The organism is Bradyrhizobium sp. (assembly GCF_047605465.1).
GTDB lineage: Bacteria > Pseudomonadota > Alphaproteobacteria > Rhizobiales > Xanthobacteraceae > Bradyrhizobium.
Window position 1 is genome coordinate 25,104 of record NZ_JASGFS010000063.1, and the last position, 14,678, is coordinate 39,781.

Sequence of the window (14,678 nt, forward strand, 5' to 3'; positions counted from 1 at the left end):
TTCTTTACTGGTACAATTTGCGTGCCGGTTCCTGCTGCGGACTGTTCCCTCCCATCGGGAAAATGCTAAACCGCCCCGCGTTGGGGTTTTGTTAACCAGGACAGACAGGGTTTTTCATGCGCATCGCGATGATCGGCACGGGCTATGTGGGACTGGTGTCCGGTGCCTGCTTTGCGGATTTCGGTCACGACGTCACCTGCGTCGACAAGGACGAGCGCAAGATCGCTGCGCTTCATCGCGGCGAGATTCCGATCTACGAGCCCGGGCTCGACGAGCTGGTCGCGAACAACGTCAGGGCCAAGCGGCTGGACTTCACCACCGACCTGTCGAAGCCGGTGGCGGATGCCGATGCCGTCTTCATCGCGGTCGGCACACCGTCGCGGCGCGGCGACGGCCATGCCGATCTGTCCTACGTCTATGCCGCCGCGCGCGAGATCGCGCAGTCGCTCTCCGGCTTCACCGTCGTGGTGACGAAGTCCACCGTTCCGGTCGGCACCGGCGACGAGGTCGAGCGCATCATCCGCGAGACCAACCCCGCCGCCGACGTCGTGGTCGCCTCCAATCCCGAATTCCTGCGCGAGGGTGCGGCGATCCGCGATTTCAAGTTCCCCGACCGCGTGGTGGTCGGCACCTCCGACGAGCGCGGCCGCAAGGTGATGGGCGACATCTATCGTCCGCTGTCGCTGAACCAGGCGCCGCTGATGTTCACGGAGCGCCGCACCGCCGAAATGATCAAATACGCGGCGAACGCGTTCCTCGCGACCAAGATCACCTTCATCAACGAAATCGCGGACCTGTCGGAGAAGGTCGGCGCCAACGTGCAGGAGGTCGCGCGCGGCATCGGCCTGGACAACCGCATCGGCTCCAAGTTCCTGCACGCCGGTCCCGGCTTCGGCGGCTCGTGCTTTCCCAAGGACACCAAGGCGCTGATCAAGATCGCGCAGGATTACGACGTGTCCCTGCGCATCGTCGAATCCGTGCTGGCGGTCAACGAGAACCGCAAGCGCGCGATGGCGCGCAAGGTCAGCCACGCGCTCGGCGGCTCGCTCCGCGGCAAGACCATCGCGGTGCTCGGCCTCACCTTCAAGCCCGACACCGACGACATGCGCGATGCGCCGTCGATCCCCCTGGTCACCGGCCTCATCGACATGGGAGCGAAGGTCAAGGCCTTCGATCCCGTCGGCATGGAGCAGGCCAAGCTGGAATTGCCGAACATCGTTTATTGCGAGGACGCCTATTCCTGCGCCGAGGGTGCGGATGCGCTCGTCATCGTCACCGAATGGGTTCAGTTCCGCGCGCTCGATCTCGACCGCCTGAAGACGGCGATGACGCAGCCCGTCGTCGTCGACCTCCGCAACATCTATCGCCCGGAGGAGATGCGTGCGGCCGGCTTCGTCTACGAGAGCGTCGGACGGGCCCCTGTGCAGGGCTGACGCCCGGCCATCATTGTCGACCGAATCCGTCATGGCCGGGCTTGTCCCGGCCATTCGCGTCTGTTTTCTAGGACGGTCAGACGACGTGGATGCAAGGCGGCTTTTGTGCGAAGACGCGCTTCGCGCTTTGCCTCAGGCATGACGAACGGATAGATATTTGCCTCGCAGTTTCGACACGCCCCTGCCGATCGATGCCGTGCTCGACGACCTCTCGCGCACGCTGGAGGCGCACAACGCCGCCGTGCTGGTGGCGCCGCCGGGCGCGGGCAAGACCACACGCGTGCCGCTGGCCCTGCTCGATGCGCCCTGGGCGAAGGGCAGGAAGATCATCGTGCTGGAGCCACGGCGCATCGCCGCGAGGGCCAGCGCCGACCGCATGGCCAAATCCCTCGGCGAGCGCGCCGGCGAAACCGTCGGCTATCGCGTCCGGTTCGGCTCGAAAGTGTCGCGCGCGACGCGCATCGAGGTGGTGACCGAGGGCATCTTCACCCGCCAGATCCTCGACGATCCCGAACTCTCCGGCGTCGCCGCCATCCTGTTCGACGAATTCCACGAGCGCTCGCTCGACGCCGATCTCGGCCTCGCTCTGGTGCGTGACGCGCAATTGGGCCTGCGCGAGGACCTGCGTATCCTCGTGATGTCGGCGACGCTCGACGGTGCGCGGGTCGCAAAGCTGCTCGGCGATGCGCCCGTTGTCGAAAGCGAGGGCCGCGCCTTTCCGGTCGAGACGCGCTATCTCGGCCGCAAGGCGGATGCGCCGGTGGAACGGCAGATGGCGGACGCGATCGCCTCCGCGCTGCGCGCCGATGCCGGCTCGGTGCTGGCGTTCCTGCCGGGCGCCGCCGAGATCCGTCGCACCCAGAATTTCCTCGGCGAGCGCGTGCAGGATGCAAATATCGAGATCGTGCCGCTGTTCGGTGCGCTCGACGCCGCCGTGCAGGATCGCGCGATCGCGCCGGCGCCGAAGGGCATGCGCAAGGTGGTGCTGGCGACCTCGATCGCGGAGACCTCGCTCACCATCGAGGGCGTGCGCATCGTGGTCGATTCCGGTCTGGCCCGCGTGCCACGCTACGAGCCGGATATCGGCCTGACCCGGCTGGAGACTGTGCGTGCGTCGCGCGCCGCTGCTGACCAGCGCCGTGGCCGCGCCGGCCGCACCGAGCCCGGCGTCTGCTACCGGCTCTGGGACGAGCCGCAGACGGCGTCGCTGGCGCCCTACACGCAGCCTGAAATCCTGAGCGCCGACCTGTCGTCGCTGGTGCTCGATCTGGCGCAATGGGGCGTGGCCGACCCGGCGGCGTTGTCGTTCCTCGATCCGCCGCCGCAGCCGGCCTGGAAGGAGGCCAAAAGCCTGCTCTCCGAGCTCAATGCGCTCGACGGAGACGGCCGCATCACTGCCGAGGGCAAGAGCCTGCGCGCGCTGGCGCTGCCGCCTCGGCTCGCGCGCATGATCGTGGATTCGCATCGCGCGGGCGCCGGCGAGGCCGCCGCGGAGATCGCGGCCATCCTCACCGAGCGCGGGCTCGGCGGCGATAGCGTCGATCTCGATTACAGGCGCGACCAGTTCCGCCGCGACCGCTCGCCGCGCGCGACGAGCGCGCGCGATCTGGCGCGGCGCTGGGCGTCGCAGGTGGCGGCCTCGGAGAAGGCCGCCGTGGAACAGGACGACCTTTCAAGCGGGCTGATGCTGGCTTACGCCTTTCCCGATCGTGTCGCGCGCAATCGCGGCAACGGCAGCTTCGTGCTCGCCAATGGCCGGGGCGCCGCCGTCGAGCAGACCTCCTCGCTGGCGCGCGCGCCCTATATCGCGGTCGGCGAGATGACGGGAACGGCGGCGAGCGGGCGCATCCTGCTCGCTGCACCGATCGCGCAGGACGACGTCGAGCGTCACTTCGCCGAGCACATCGAGACCGTCGACGAGATCTCCTTCGATCGCGGTGCGATGGCGCTGCGCGCGCGGCGAAAGCGCGCGCTGCACGCGATCACGCTGTCCGAAGCCACGCTGGCGCTGTCGCCTTCGGAAGACACCGCGCGCATCCTTGCCGACGGCCTGATCGCGGCGGGCCTCGACCGGCTGCCCTGGTCGAAGGCCGCAAAGCAGTGGCGCGACCGCGTGATGTTCCTGCGCAAGGCCGAGGGCGAGAGCTGGCCCGATCTCTCCGACGACGGGCTGATCGCGCGGCGCGACGATTGGCTGGTGCCCGCGCTCTACGACAAGACCGCTCTGAAGGATCTGTCCCCCGGCGATCTCTCCGACGCGCTGATGGCGCTGCTGTCCTGGGAGATGCGTGGGCGGCTCGACCGCGAAGCGCCGACCCATTTCGAGGCGCCGACCGGAAGCGTGCTCGCGATCGATTACGAGGCCGAGCAGGGCCCGACCATCGCGGTGCGGCTGCAGGAATTGTTCGGCCTCAACTCCCATCCCTCGATCGCCGCGGGCAAGGTGCCGCTGGTGCTGGAATTGCTGTCGCCGGCGCAGCGACCGGTGCAGGTGACGCGCGATCTTCCCGGCTTCTGGCGTGGCAGCTACGCGGCGGTGCGCTCCGATCTGCGCGGCCGCTATCCGCGCCATCCCTGGCCGGACGATCCGGCGAACGCGCTGCCGACCCGGCGCGCCAAACCGCGCGGGACGTGAATAATAGACCCACGCCGAGAGGCGAGGAACGCGACGATGCTGCTCATCGCCAGGCGAACCATGCCGGCCCGGCTCTCGCCGGCGGCCCTCCTTCGCGACGCGCGCGGAGCCTGTCAGGGGCCCTTTAGCGGCTCCTCAGGACGAGGATTTGCGGCCTCTGCGGTCGCATTAACCGTTCGCTCATCCTTTTCGGCAAAATGACACCGTTCCGGCGGTGGCTTCGCTCGCGGGCCGGCGCGTTGCGTGGTGAAATCGAGCTTTCGGTTCCGAGTGGTGTCATGCGTAACATATTGATCTTCGCGGCCATCATGATTGGGCTGGGCACCTTCATGGCGCAGATGGCGGACAAGATGAGCTCCGCGTCGGCGACGTCGGCGCCGCGCACGACGGTTGCGGTCGCGACCACCGCGCCGGCCGGCGGCCGCAGCCTCAGCATTCCCCGCGATGGCCGCGGCCATTTCCAGACCGAGGGCCGCATCGACGGCCAGCGCATCGGCTTCATGGTCGACACCGGTGCATCCGTGGTCGCGCTGAACGAGACGTCGGCGGCGCGCTTCGGTCTCCGTCCCTCGCGCAGCGAGTACAACGCCACCGTCACCACCGCCAACGGCACCATCAAGGCCGCACGGACTCGCATCGCGATGCTCGAGGTCGGCAGCCTCATCGTGCGCGACGTCGACGCGATGGTGCTTCCGGACGAGGCACTCTCGGAGAACCTGCTCGGGCTGTCCTTCCTGTCGCGGCTGAAGCGCTTCGAATACGCCAACGGCCAGATGGTGCTGGAGCAGTAGGCGACGCCGGCGATCAGGTCCGGACGCCGATCGCGTCGCGGGGCAGCGGATCGCATGGGCCGGACGACACTACGATTTCCCGGCTGAATTGTCCGACGTGCCAAACCACGTCCTGGACCCAAAGCTAGACCCAAGCGCGAGATCCAAGAGCCCCATGCTGCCCGCCTGCGGGTACTGTGCATGGGGTTGTTTTTTAGGTTTTTGTCGGCACCATTCAGGCCACACTTTTTCATCCAAGCCGTTTCAGCGCCGATTGCCCGTTACCAAACTGCCGCAATTATCATCCATAAGCTGCCATTCCCGCCTTCCGCCGTGGCCTGGCATTCGCTAAGGCTGCCGTAATCTCCGTCCCCTTCACGAGACCGACTCAATGTTCCCCAAGCCGAAATCCGTATTGCTGCCCAACACCTACGCCTTCGAATCCGAGCCGATGGTGAAGCCCACGGGTTTTCGCGAATATGACGCGCGCTGGTTGTTCCAGAAGGAAATCAACCTGATGGGGATTCAGGCGCTCGGCATGGGGCTGGGCGCTCTGATCGCCGAACTCGGCGTCAAGCAGGAGATCGTCACCGGGCATGATTTCCGCGGCTATTCCGCCTCGATCAAATACGCGCTGATTTCGGGCCTGATGGCCGCCGGTTGCAAGGTGCACGACATCGGGCTCGCGGTGACGCCGATGGCCTATTTCGCGCAGTTCGATCTGGACGTGCCCTGCGTCGCCATGGTCACCGCCTCGCACAACGACAATGGCTGGACCGGCGTCAAGATGGGCGCCAACCGCCCGCTGACCTTCGGTCCGGACGAGATGACGCGGCTGAAGGAGATCGTGCTCAACGCCGATTTCAAGAACAAGGCCGGCGGCTCCTATCAGTTTCACGAAAACTATCCGGCGCGCTACATCGCCGATCTCACCAGCCGTCCGAGGCTGACGCGCAAGCTCAAGGTCGTGGCGGCCTGCGGCAACGGCACTGCCGGCGCGTTCGCGCCGCAGGTGCTTGAGGCGATAGGTTGCGAGGTGATCCCGCTCGACACCGAGCTCGATCACACCTTCCCGAAATACAATCCGAATCCGGAAGACATGGAGATGCTGCACGCGATCCGCGATGCGGTGCTGCATCACAAGGCCGACGTCGGCCTCGGTTTCGACGGCGACGGCGACCGCTGCGGCGTCGTCGACAACACCGGCGAGGAGATCTTCGCCGACAAGGTCGGCGTCATGCTGGCGCGCGACATGTCGGCGATCCACAAGGACGCTCATTTCATCGTCGACGTGAAGTCGACCGGCCTGTTCGTCACCGATCCGGTGCTGCAGAAGCAGGGCGCCAAGGTCGACTATTGGAAGACCGGCCATTCCTACATGAAGCGCCGCACCAACGAGACCGGTGCGCTCGCGGGCTTCGAGAAGTCCGGCCACTTCTTCTTCAACAAGCCGTACGGACGCGGCTATGACGACGGTCTCGTCTCGGCGATCGCGATCTGCGACATGCTCGACCGCGCGCCCGGCAAGTCGATGGCCGATTTGAAGAACGCTCTGCCGAAGACCTGGTCGTCGCCGACCATGTCGCCGCATTGCGGCGACGAGGTCAAATACGGCGTCATCGATGCCGTCGTGAAGCATTTCGAAGGCCTGCAGGCGAAGGGCGCCAAGATCGGCGGGCAGGCGATCCGCGATCTCGTCACCGTCAACGGCGTGCGCGTCACGGTCGAGGATGGAAGCTGGGGCCTGGTGCGTGCCTCCTCCAACAAGCCTGAACTGGTGGTCGTGGTGGAAAGCCCGGTCTCCGAGCAGCGTATGCGCGACATGTTCGAGATGGTGGACAGCGTGCTGCGCACGCATCCCGAAGTCGGTGAGTACAACCAGAAGATTTGATGTCGGCGCGAGGAGCGCTCAGTCCGAGCCCTCCTCTTCGCTGTCATGCCCCGGCTTGACCTGGGCATCCCGTACGCTATCGGCCTCCCGGCCGATTGCCTCCGGAATACTTCATTGTCCGCCTGCGCGGGCAATGAACGAGGCGCGAGAACCTAAGCCGCCACCACCGCCGGGATCGGCAGCGCGGTGACCGATTTGATCTTCTCCATCGCGAAGCGCGAGGTGACGTTCTTCAGCGGCACGGCGCTGATCAGCTTCTTGTAGAAGACGTCATAGGCCTGCATGTCCGCGACCACGACGCGCAGCATGTAGTCGACGTCGCCGGCCATCCGGTAGAACTCCATCACCTCTGGCATGGCGCTGACGGCTTCGGCGAATTTCTTCAGCCAGGCGTCGGAATGGTCGGCGCTCTCCACCGAGACGAACACGGAGATGCCGAGGCCGATCTTGTTCTGGTCGACCAGCGCGACCCGCTTCAGGATCACGCCATCGGCCTCGAGGCGCTGGATGCGCTTCCAGCAGGGGGTGGATGACAGTCCGACCCGATCGCCGATTTCGGCAACCGATAGGGAGGCATCGTCCTGGAGCACCATCAGGATCTTACGATCGATGGCGTCGAGGCGGCGGCTGGTCTCGGGGATCTGGACAGCGAGGTCGGTCATTTGAAGAACTTTGTTCCATATAAGGGGCTGATTTCCCTCTTATAGAGAAAATTCTTCTAGGGCAAGCCTATTGTATTGGCGAGCCGTCCGGGGCCTCCGCCGCGCGCGATTGTAAAAACCGTTCAACTTCAAGACGTTGCGGGGCGGCCTGCCCGCCTCCGTGGCGGGTGCATTTCAGGGCTGCTGCGGCCGCGGCGAATCGCAGCGCCCCCCTGACGTCGCCGCCTTCGGTCAGGCGCAGCGCGAAGGCGCCATGGAAGACATCGCCGGCGCCGAGCGTGTCGACGGCCTCAACCGGAAAAGCCGCGGTCTCCTGCAACTCGCCGGACGGGTCCAGCCAGATCGTGCCGCGCGGGCCGCGGGTGGCGGCGAGGAAGGCTGGCGTCAGCTTGCGAAGGTGTTTCAGCGCCTCGCCGTCATCGGCCATGCCGGCGGTCTCCTGCACCTGTTCGCTGGCGAACAACAGATGCGAGGCGGCCGTGAGCAGGTCGTCGGTCGGCGCCATCGCGCGATCGACCCCGACGATGACGGGAATGCCGCGGCGCCGCGCCACGGTGCAGAGGTCGATGGAGAACGCGGAGCAGCGGCTCTCGACCAGCAGGCCCTGGCAATCGGCGAGCAGCTCGTCCGGATCGCCCAACGCCACGCTCCACAGGCCGGGATCGCGATGGATGACGAGCGTACGTTCGCCCGAAGGCTCGATCATGATGGCTGAAACAGGTGTCGTCAGGCCCGGCATGCGCACGACATGCGCGATCTCGATTCCCTCGGCGGCCATGCGGTCGAGGATGAAGCGGCTCGACATCTCGCCGGCATCGCCCATCGGACCTGCGAACGAGACACGTCCGCCGAGCCGCGCTATGGCGATCGCGGCATTGAGCGCGTTGCCGCCGCAGACCTCCGCGAGATGGCTGGCGTTCGCCTTGCTGCCGCGTTCGGGCACGGCCTCGACCCGAAAGGTGAGATCTCGCACGGGAATGCCGATGCAGAGGATGCGCGGCGCGATCCCTGATGCAGCCATCCCGGACGCCGCCTAGGTGCCGCTCTTGTCGTGCACCCAGCGGCCCAGCAGATGATGGGCGATCGCGAATGGATGCGGGCCCGCCAGCCCGTCGGGATGCGTCCGCGTCAGCATCCTGGCGGCCTCGTCGCGCGAGAACCAGCGCGCGTCCTCAAGTTCCGAATGGTCGACGATGATGTCCTCGTTGAGCGCGCGTGCGCTGCAGCCGATCATCAGCGACGACGGATAGGGCCAGGGCTGGGTCATGTAGTACTGCACGTCGGTGCAGCGGATGCCGGACTCTTCGAGAATCTCGCGGCGCACGGCATCCTCGATGGTCTCGGCGGCTTCGACGAAGCCGGCGAGGCAGGAATACATGCCGGGCGGGAACTGCTTCTGGCGGCCGAGCAGGCACTTGTCGCCAGAGGCGACCAGCATGATGACGACGGGATCGGTGCGCGGAAAATGCTCGGCCTTGCAGGCGGGGCAATCGCGCTTCCAGCCGCCTTCCTTCATCGTGCTGCGCGTGCCGCAATTGGCGCAATAGCCGTGCCGCTGATGCCAGCCCACCATGGATTTCGCCATCGCGATCGCCGAGAGTTCTTCCGGCGGGATCGCGCCCTGCATCGCCATGCCGCGCAACTCGGTGACGCCGTAATCGTCGCGGCCGATCAGCTTCTCGGCCGCGGCTTGCGCGAGGCCCATGCCGAACACCGCGGCGCCGTCGCGCAGGCCGAGGAAGATTGTGCCGGGGTTGGCGCCGCATTTCAGCGCCTCGTCGATCGACAGCAGCGCGCGCACTTTGTCGCCATCGCGCTTCACCAGCAGCGAGTCGCGATAGACGACGTAGGCCCGTGACGTCGACTTCTGCTCCATCGCGAACAGCTTTTCGTCATCGCGGCGCAGATGCGCGGCGCGATCGAGGATGTTGCTGACGAAGGCCGGGTGTCCCAGCGGAAACGAGTCGAATGCTGACATTATTGTTCTTTCAATCCAATCGTTCTCTCAGCCCAGCCAGATCTTGCGACGAAGCGCGCTGATGAAATTCTGCACCTCTGCGGCGTCATGCGCCAAGGGCGGCATCACGCCCCAGACCGGCCGCGGCCAGGCGGCATCGCCGGTCCGGCGCGCGATGATGTGAACGTGCAGCTGCGGCACGAGGTTGCCGAGCGCTGCGACATTGAGCTTGTCGCATTTGGTGATCTCCTTCAGCACGCGGGAAACCCGCGAGATCTCCGTCATCAACTGCGCCTGCTGGACCTCGTCGAGATCGATGATCTCGACTGCATCGGCGCGCCGCGGCACCAGCAGCAGCCACGGATAGTGAGCGTCCTTGATGACGAGTACCTTTGACAGCGGCAGGTCGCCGATATCGATGGTGTCCTCTTTCAGGCGGGAGTGCAGCGACCAGGCGGGCTCAGGCATATGCGTTTCCGGATGGCCCGGTGGTTTCGGGCGTGTTGGCCGGACCATACGATACGGAGTCGGCGAGGGGAAGGATCGGGGCCGCATACGCGCCCGTCGTCCTGGACAAGCGAAGCGCAGATCCAGGATCCGTAACCACAGGGCGCAATTTGGCGACGACTCGTGATGACCGGTTTCGCGCTACAATCCCTCGCTGGGGGATGGGCCCCGGCCTTCGCCGGGACGGCGTAGAAACTACGCCTCCGCGAGCACCCTCGCATTGGCGCGGACCAAGGTCTCGCTGACGCGGATGCCGAGGCCGGGACCGTCGGGCACCACGACATGGCCGCCGCGATTGGCGACGCGCTCCTCCAGCACGTCCTCGGTCAGCACGTGATGCGGCATGTAGAATTCGCAGCCGAGCGAGATGCCCGGCGTCGCGGCGATCAACTGCGTGCCCGCGGCAAGACCGATGCCACCCTCCCACAGCGTGCCGCCGTAGCCGGGCAGGCCGGCGATGTCGGCAATCGCCATGATGGCCTGCGCCTCGAACAGGCCGCCCGCCTTCATCAGCTTGATCGAGACGGCATCGGCGGCCTCGCGGCGTACCACTTCCATCATGTCGCGACGATCGAAGCAGCTTTCGTCGGCGAGCACCGGCGTCTCCAGCGCGGCGGTGAGCTGCGCCATGACGTCGAGACATTTGCGCGGCACCGGCTGCTCGATGAAGGTCGGCGCGAACTCCTCGACATCGCGCAGGATCTTGATCGCGCCGAACGGCGCCAGGGCCTGGTTGTAGTCGACGCGGAGGTCGACCTTGTCGCCGAACTCCTTGCGGATCGCCGAGAGGTGCTCGAGATCCTCGCGATGCGGTTTCACGCCGGTCTTGACCTTGTAGACGACGTTGCCGTCCGGAACCATCTTGCGCATGCGCTCTAGGTCGGCGGCGAAATCCGGATCGGCGATCGAGAACGACAGCGGAATCGTGTCGCGCACGCGGCCGCCAAGCAGGTCGGCGACCGACAGTCCCGACGACTTGCCGACGATGTCGAGCAGCGCCATCTCGATCGCGACCTTGGCCTCGGCATGTCCGACCAGCACGCGGTCGAGCTCGGCCATCAGCGCGCGGATGCGGCGCACGGGTTTGCCGAGCACGATCGGCCGCAGATAGATGTCGAGCGCGGAGAATGCGGCCTCGGGCGTTCCTGTGAACACCTCCCACGGGGCGGCTTCGCCCCAGCCGACCACGCCGTCGCTCGCGGTGAGCTCGATCAGCACGCGCTTGACCGTGCCTTTGACATTGCCGACACCCTGCAGGCGCGCCATCTTGATCGGGCTCTCGATCAGGAACAGCCTTATGCGTTCGACGGTTGCTTCGGTCATGTCAGGCCTCCATTGACGTGCCAAACCTGGCCGGTGACGTAGGACGCCTTCGGTGACGCCAGGAAGGCGATGATCTCGGCGACTTCCTCCGGTCGCCCGCGGCGGCGCATCGGGATCAGTGCTTCGGTTGTGGCGATCTGCTCGGGCGAGAGCCGGCTTTCGCCCGGCTTGTCCTTGACGATGAGGCCGGGTGACACCGCGTTGACGGTGATGCCGTCCCTGGCGAGCTCGATCGCGGTGAGCCGCACCAAGGCTTCGAGTGCGGAGCGGCTCGCGGCCGTCGCGGCGAACGGCGCGAATTCGGGGCGGATCGCATGCGCGACGAACGAGGACACCGCGACGATCCGCGCATCGCGGCCGGCACGCAGCAGCGGCAGCGCGGCATCGACGATCCGCGTGAAGGCGAGCGCCGATTCGTCCATGGCGAGCCGGAACTGGTCCGCCGGCGTGCCGATCGCGCTGCCGCGCCGGGCGTGGCCGCCGACGAGCACCAGTCCATCCAGGCGGCCGAAAGCGGCTTGCACGGCGGCGATGGCGTCCGCTGCCGCGGCCCCCTCTGCGAGATCACCGAGACACTTTGCGACGACGGCGCCTTTCGCCTCGGCATCCGCAGCGGTGGCATCGAGGCCTTCCGCGTTCGCGCGCGTGTGCAGCAGAAGCGCCGTGCCGGGCGCGGCGAGCAGTTTGGCGGTGGCGCGGCCGATCCCGCTGGCGGCGCCGGTGACGAGATAAGCGCGATCGATCCCGGGCATCATGACGCCGTAGTGGCCGGCGGCAGCGCGCCGGTGCGGTGGAAATGGCCGAGGAAGGCGCGCGTCGCTGCCTGCTGCGGGTTGTCGATCACCTGCCGCGCGGGGCCTTCCTCGACGACGACGCCGTCGCGCATGAAGATCACGCGCTCGGCGACTTCGCGCGCGAAGGCGATCTCGTGTGTCACGATCACCATGGTCATGCCTTCGGAGGCCAGGCGCTGCATGACGTTCAGCACCTCGCCGACCAGTTCGGGATCGAGCGCCGATGTCGCCTCGTCGAACAGCATGACGTCCGGTTCCATCGCGAGCGCACGCGCGATCGCGACGCGCTGCTTCTGTCCGCCGGAGAGCGTCGCCGGATATTGATTCGCCTTCTCCGCGAGTCCGACCTTGGCAAGCTGCGCATGTGCGAGCTTCTCGGCGTCCGCGCGCGCCATGCGTCGTACCGTGACCGGTCCTTCCATGACGTTCTGCAGCGTCGTCATGTGCGGGAACAGATTGAAGTGCTGGAACACCATGCCGGTGGTGGCGCGGAATCTGGCCAGCGTCTTCACGTCGGGCAGTTTCGACCCGTCGCCGAACGCAAAGCGGGTGTCACCGACGCGGACGCTGCCGCCGTCGGGCACGACCAGGAGATTGATGCAGCGAAGCAGCGTCGACTTGCCCGAGCCGGACGGGCCGATCAGCGCGACGACGCGGCCCTTGGCGACGTCGAGACTGATGTTCTTCAGGACCTCGTTGCTGCCGAAGCTTTTGCGCAGGCCGCGGATCTCGATCTTGATGTCGGTTTTGGACGTATCGCTCATTCGCTGACCGCCAGTCGCTTCTCGCCACGCCGGACGATGATGGTCAGGGGGATCAGGATCGCCGCATAGGCGACCGCGACCGCGGTGTAGGTCTCCAGGGGGCGGTAGCTGTCATGGGCGGCGACCTGGCTCTGGTAGACGAGATCGGGCACCGCCAGCACCGAGACCAGCGAAGTGTTCTTGAACTGGATGATCGACTGGTTCATCAGCGCGGGGATCATGCGCTTGATCGCCTGCGGCAGCACGATGCGCCGCATGGTCTGGATCGGCGTCATGCCGAGCGCCGCGCCGGCTTCCGACTGGCCGCTGTCGATCGAGACGATGCCGCCGCGGATGATCTCGGAATAGAACGAGCCGCCATAGAGCGAGAGCGCCAGCGCCGAGGCGGTGATCGGCGTCATCTCGACGCCGGCGAGGATCGGCAGCGCGTAATAGAACCAGATGAGCTGCACCAGGATCGGCGTGCAGCGGAAGGCCTCGATGAAGGCGAGCGCGACGAGGCGTACCAGTTTGAAGCGCGACAGGCTGCCGAATGCGCCGAGCAGTCCGAACAGCAGCCCGCATACGACGATGATGACGGTGAAGCCGACGGTGACGCCGAGGCCGTTGAGGAAGAGCCAGCGATAGCTCCAGAGGATGCCGAAGTCCCACTGATACATGCGTCTTCCCTTGCTTCACCTCTCCCGCTTTCGGGAGAGGTCGCCTCGCATCGCGAATGCGACGCGGGTGAGGGCTCTTTCCTCCGGGGGAGTCTTGCTCGCGAAGACATCCTCTCCCCGACCCTCTCCCGCCAACGGGAGAGGGAGCGCAGCGAGAATGCCGATGCGGCGACGCACGATCACCTTACAGCGAAACGCCCGGCGGAATGTCCGCTTCGGTCACGCCCACCAGCTCCATGTTGGTGATGATCGCGTTGCGGATGAAGCCGAGACCCTTGTTGAAGTCGATCCAGGTGTTGACGTAGTCGCGGAAGGTCTTGTCGTTCTCGCGGCGGAAGCCGGCGTTCGACGTGGTGGCGAACACCGGGGTCGGCAGCACGAACTGGCCGAGCGAGGGGTTCTTCTTCAGCACGGTCAGCGACAGCATGGTGATCAGGCATTGCGCGTCGACGCGGCCGGTCTGCAGCGCGGCGGTGGCATCGTCGGCGGTCTTGAGTCGCGAGATCTGCGCCTTCGGCGTCAGGCGGCTGACGACCTGGTCGTGCGAGGAGCCCTGGTCGACGGCGATCTTGACGTCGGGCGAGTTCAGCTCGGCCCAGCTCTTCGGCTTGAAATCCTTCTTGCAGAGGATGCCGAACGCGTTGTTGAACACCGGCACCGAGAAATCGACCACCAGCGCGCGCTTCGGGGTCGGGTTGAGGCCGAAGAAGATGTCGATCTTGTTGGACTGCAGGTCCAGCACCGAATTGCCCCAGGTGGTTTCGGTGATCTCGAGCTCGGCCTCCATGTCGTCGGCAAGCGCCTTGGCGATGTCGACGTAGAAGCCCTTCCACTGGCCGCTCGCGAGGTCCTTCATGTAATAGGGTGCGCCGCCGCCGACCGCGCCGATCCGCATCTTCTTGGTACGGCGGATGCGGGCAAAGGTCGATTCGTTGGGATCGGCCGCCTGGGCCACCGCCGGCGAGGCCAGCGCGCCCGCGGCCACAGCGCCGATGGCGCCAAGTCCGGCACCAAGTCCGACAATCGATGCAACATCACGACGTGTAACCATTGGGATCAATCGCTTTTCTGGTTGGAAGGGGCCTGGCAGCGTTCATACCAAGGCGACCTTGGCAGCGGAAGCACAGCCTAACGGCTGGGCAGACCTGGAATTGCCCGGATGCTGGGCAAGATCAAGCTGGACGAAGTGATACCCGCTTGCTTTCCAGCCCTTTTGGCCCCAAATAGAGACCGGGAGATTGGCGGTGGACGAGCCACTCGCCAACCGGGTCAGGTCCGGAAGG

At 66.1% G+C, this 14,678-nt stretch carries 14 protein-coding genes; 4 read left to right on the forward strand and 10 right to left on the reverse strand.

All coding sequences use genetic code 11. From position 1 onward, the window contains the following. The first annotated feature begins 116 nt into the window (after positions 1–116). The 4 genes from QM712_RS30250 to QM712_RS30265 all read left to right on the forward strand — a co-directional run bounded on the left by QM712_RS30250 (position 117) and on the right by QM712_RS30265 (position 6,729). Positions 117–1,433, forward strand: a complete 1,317-nt coding sequence (locus QM712_RS30250) for a UDP-glucose dehydrogenase family protein (RefSeq protein ID WP_415026810.1) — start codon at positions 117–119, stop codon at positions 1,431–1,433. A 157-nt stretch (positions 1,434–1,590) separates the two neighbouring features. Further along, a complete protein-coding gene (gene hrpB / locus QM712_RS30255; protein WP_415026811.1) occupies positions 1,591–4,068 on the forward strand; it encodes an ATP-dependent helicase HrpB in 2,478 nt (825 codons plus the stop codon). 278 nt (positions 4,069–4,346) lie between these two features. Next, positions 4,347–4,859 (forward strand): TIGR02281 family clan AA aspartic protease, encoded by a 513-nt coding sequence (locus tag QM712_RS30260; RefSeq protein ID WP_415026812.1) that lies wholly within the window; start codon positions 4,347–4,349, stop codon positions 4,857–4,859. Positions 4,860–5,229: 370 nt separating this feature from the next. Then, entirely contained in the window at positions 5,230–6,729 is a 1,500-nt protein-coding gene (locus QM712_RS30265) for a phosphomannomutase/phosphoglucomutase (RefSeq protein ID WP_415026813.1), read from the forward strand. A gap of 152 nt (positions 6,730–6,881) precedes the next feature. On the opposite strand, the gene QM712_RS30270 is transcribed toward QM712_RS30265, so the two are convergent. The 10 genes from QM712_RS30270 to QM712_RS30315 all read right to left on the reverse strand — a co-directional run. After that, complete coding sequence (locus QM712_RS30270; RefSeq protein ID WP_415026814.1) at positions 6,882–7,391, reverse strand: Lrp/AsnC family transcriptional regulator; 510 nt, start codon at positions 7,389–7,391, stop codon at positions 6,882–6,884. 67 nt (positions 7,392–7,458) lie between these two features. Next, a complete protein-coding gene (locus QM712_RS30275) occupies positions 7,459–8,412 on the reverse strand; it encodes a sugar kinase (RefSeq protein WP_415026815.1) in 954 nt (317 codons plus the stop codon). 12 nt (positions 8,413–8,424) lie between these two features. Further along, positions 8,425–9,369 carry an NAD(+) diphosphatase gene (nudC, locus tag QM712_RS30280; RefSeq protein ID WP_415026816.1) on the reverse strand — a complete coding sequence of 315 codons (945 nt, stop codon included), beginning with the start codon at positions 9,367–9,369 and terminating at the stop codon, positions 8,425–8,427. Positions 9,370–9,396: 27 nt separating this feature from the next. Further along, a complete protein-coding gene (locus QM712_RS30285) occupies positions 9,397–9,816 on the reverse strand; it encodes an HIT domain-containing protein (RefSeq protein WP_415026817.1) in 420 nt (139 codons plus the stop codon). A gap of 234 nt (positions 9,817–10,050) precedes the next feature. Beyond that, positions 10,051–11,178: a muconate cycloisomerase family protein gene (locus QM712_RS30290; RefSeq protein ID WP_415026818.1), complete on the reverse strand. Its 1,128-nt coding sequence runs from the start codon at positions 11,176–11,178 to the stop codon at positions 10,051–10,053. Next, positions 11,175–11,930: an SDR family NAD(P)-dependent oxidoreductase gene (locus QM712_RS30295; RefSeq protein WP_415026819.1), complete on the reverse strand. Its 756-nt coding sequence runs from the start codon at positions 11,928–11,930 to the stop codon at positions 11,175–11,177. Before QM712_RS30295 ends, QM712_RS30290 begins: the two co-directional genes overlap by 4 nt. Beyond that, on the reverse strand, positions 11,930–12,736 hold the full coding sequence (locus QM712_RS30300) for an amino acid ABC transporter ATP-binding protein (protein ID WP_415026820.1): 807 nt from the start codon (positions 12,734–12,736) through the stop codon (positions 11,930–11,932). Before QM712_RS30300 ends, QM712_RS30295 begins: the two co-directional genes overlap by 1 nt. Continuing rightward, positions 12,733–13,395 carry an amino acid ABC transporter permease gene (locus QM712_RS30305; RefSeq protein WP_415026821.1) on the reverse strand — a complete coding sequence of 221 codons (663 nt, stop codon included), beginning with the start codon at positions 13,393–13,395 and terminating at the stop codon, positions 12,733–12,735. The genes QM712_RS30300 and QM712_RS30305 overlap by 4 nt, the downstream gene beginning before the upstream one ends. A gap of 184 nt (positions 13,396–13,579) precedes the next feature. After that, a complete protein-coding gene (locus QM712_RS30310; protein WP_415026822.1) occupies positions 13,580–14,446 on the reverse strand; it encodes a transporter substrate-binding domain-containing protein in 867 nt (288 codons plus the stop codon). Positions 14,447–14,488: 42 nt separating this feature from the next. Further along, positions 14,489–14,678 (reverse strand): hypothetical protein (locus QM712_RS30315; RefSeq protein ID WP_415026823.1); only part of this gene is annotated, 190 nt, incomplete at its 5' end.

Excerpts from the sequence above, each read along its gene's own strand:
- QM712_RS30250 (WP_415026810.1), top strand. The coding sequence starts at position 117 with ATGCGCATCGCGATGATCGGCACGGGCTATGTGGGACTGGTGTCCGGT.
- QM712_RS30260 (WP_415026812.1), top strand. The coding sequence starts at position 4,347 with ATGCGTAACATATTGATCTTCGCGGCCATCATGATTGGGCTGGGCACC.
- QM712_RS30265 (WP_415026813.1), top strand. The coding sequence starts at position 5,230 with ATGTTCCCCAAGCCGAAATCCGTATTGCTGCCCAACACCTACGCCTTC.
- QM712_RS30270 (WP_415026814.1), bottom strand. The coding sequence starts at position 7,391 with ATGACCGACCTCGCTGTCCAGATCCCCGAGACCAGCCGCCGCCTCGAC.
- QM712_RS30275 (WP_415026815.1), bottom strand. The coding sequence starts at position 8,412 with ATGGCTGCATCAGGGATCGCGCCGCGCATCCTCTGCATCGGCATTCCC.
- nudC (WP_415026816.1), bottom strand. The coding sequence starts at position 9,369 with ATGTCAGCATTCGACTCGTTTCCGCTGGGACACCCGGCCTTCGTCAGC.
- QM712_RS30285 (WP_415026817.1), bottom strand. The coding sequence starts at position 9,816 with ATGCCTGAGCCCGCCTGGTCGCTGCACTCCCGCCTGAAAGAGGACACC.
- QM712_RS30290 (WP_415026818.1), bottom strand. The coding sequence starts at position 11,178 with ATGACCGAAGCAACCGTCGAACGCATAAGGCTGTTCCTGATCGAGAGC.
- QM712_RS30295 (WP_415026819.1), bottom strand. The coding sequence starts at position 11,930 with ATGCCCGGGATCGATCGCGCTTATCTCGTCACCGGCGCCGCCAGCGGG.
- QM712_RS30300 (WP_415026820.1), bottom strand. The coding sequence starts at position 12,736 with ATGAGCGATACGTCCAAAACCGACATCAAGATCGAGATCCGCGGCCTG.
- QM712_RS30305 (WP_415026821.1), bottom strand. The coding sequence starts at position 13,395 with ATGTATCAGTGGGACTTCGGCATCCTCTGGAGCTATCGCTGGCTCTTC.
- QM712_RS30310 (WP_415026822.1), bottom strand. The coding sequence starts at position 14,446 with ATGGTTACACGTCGTGATGTTGCATCGATTGTCGGACTTGGTGCCGGA.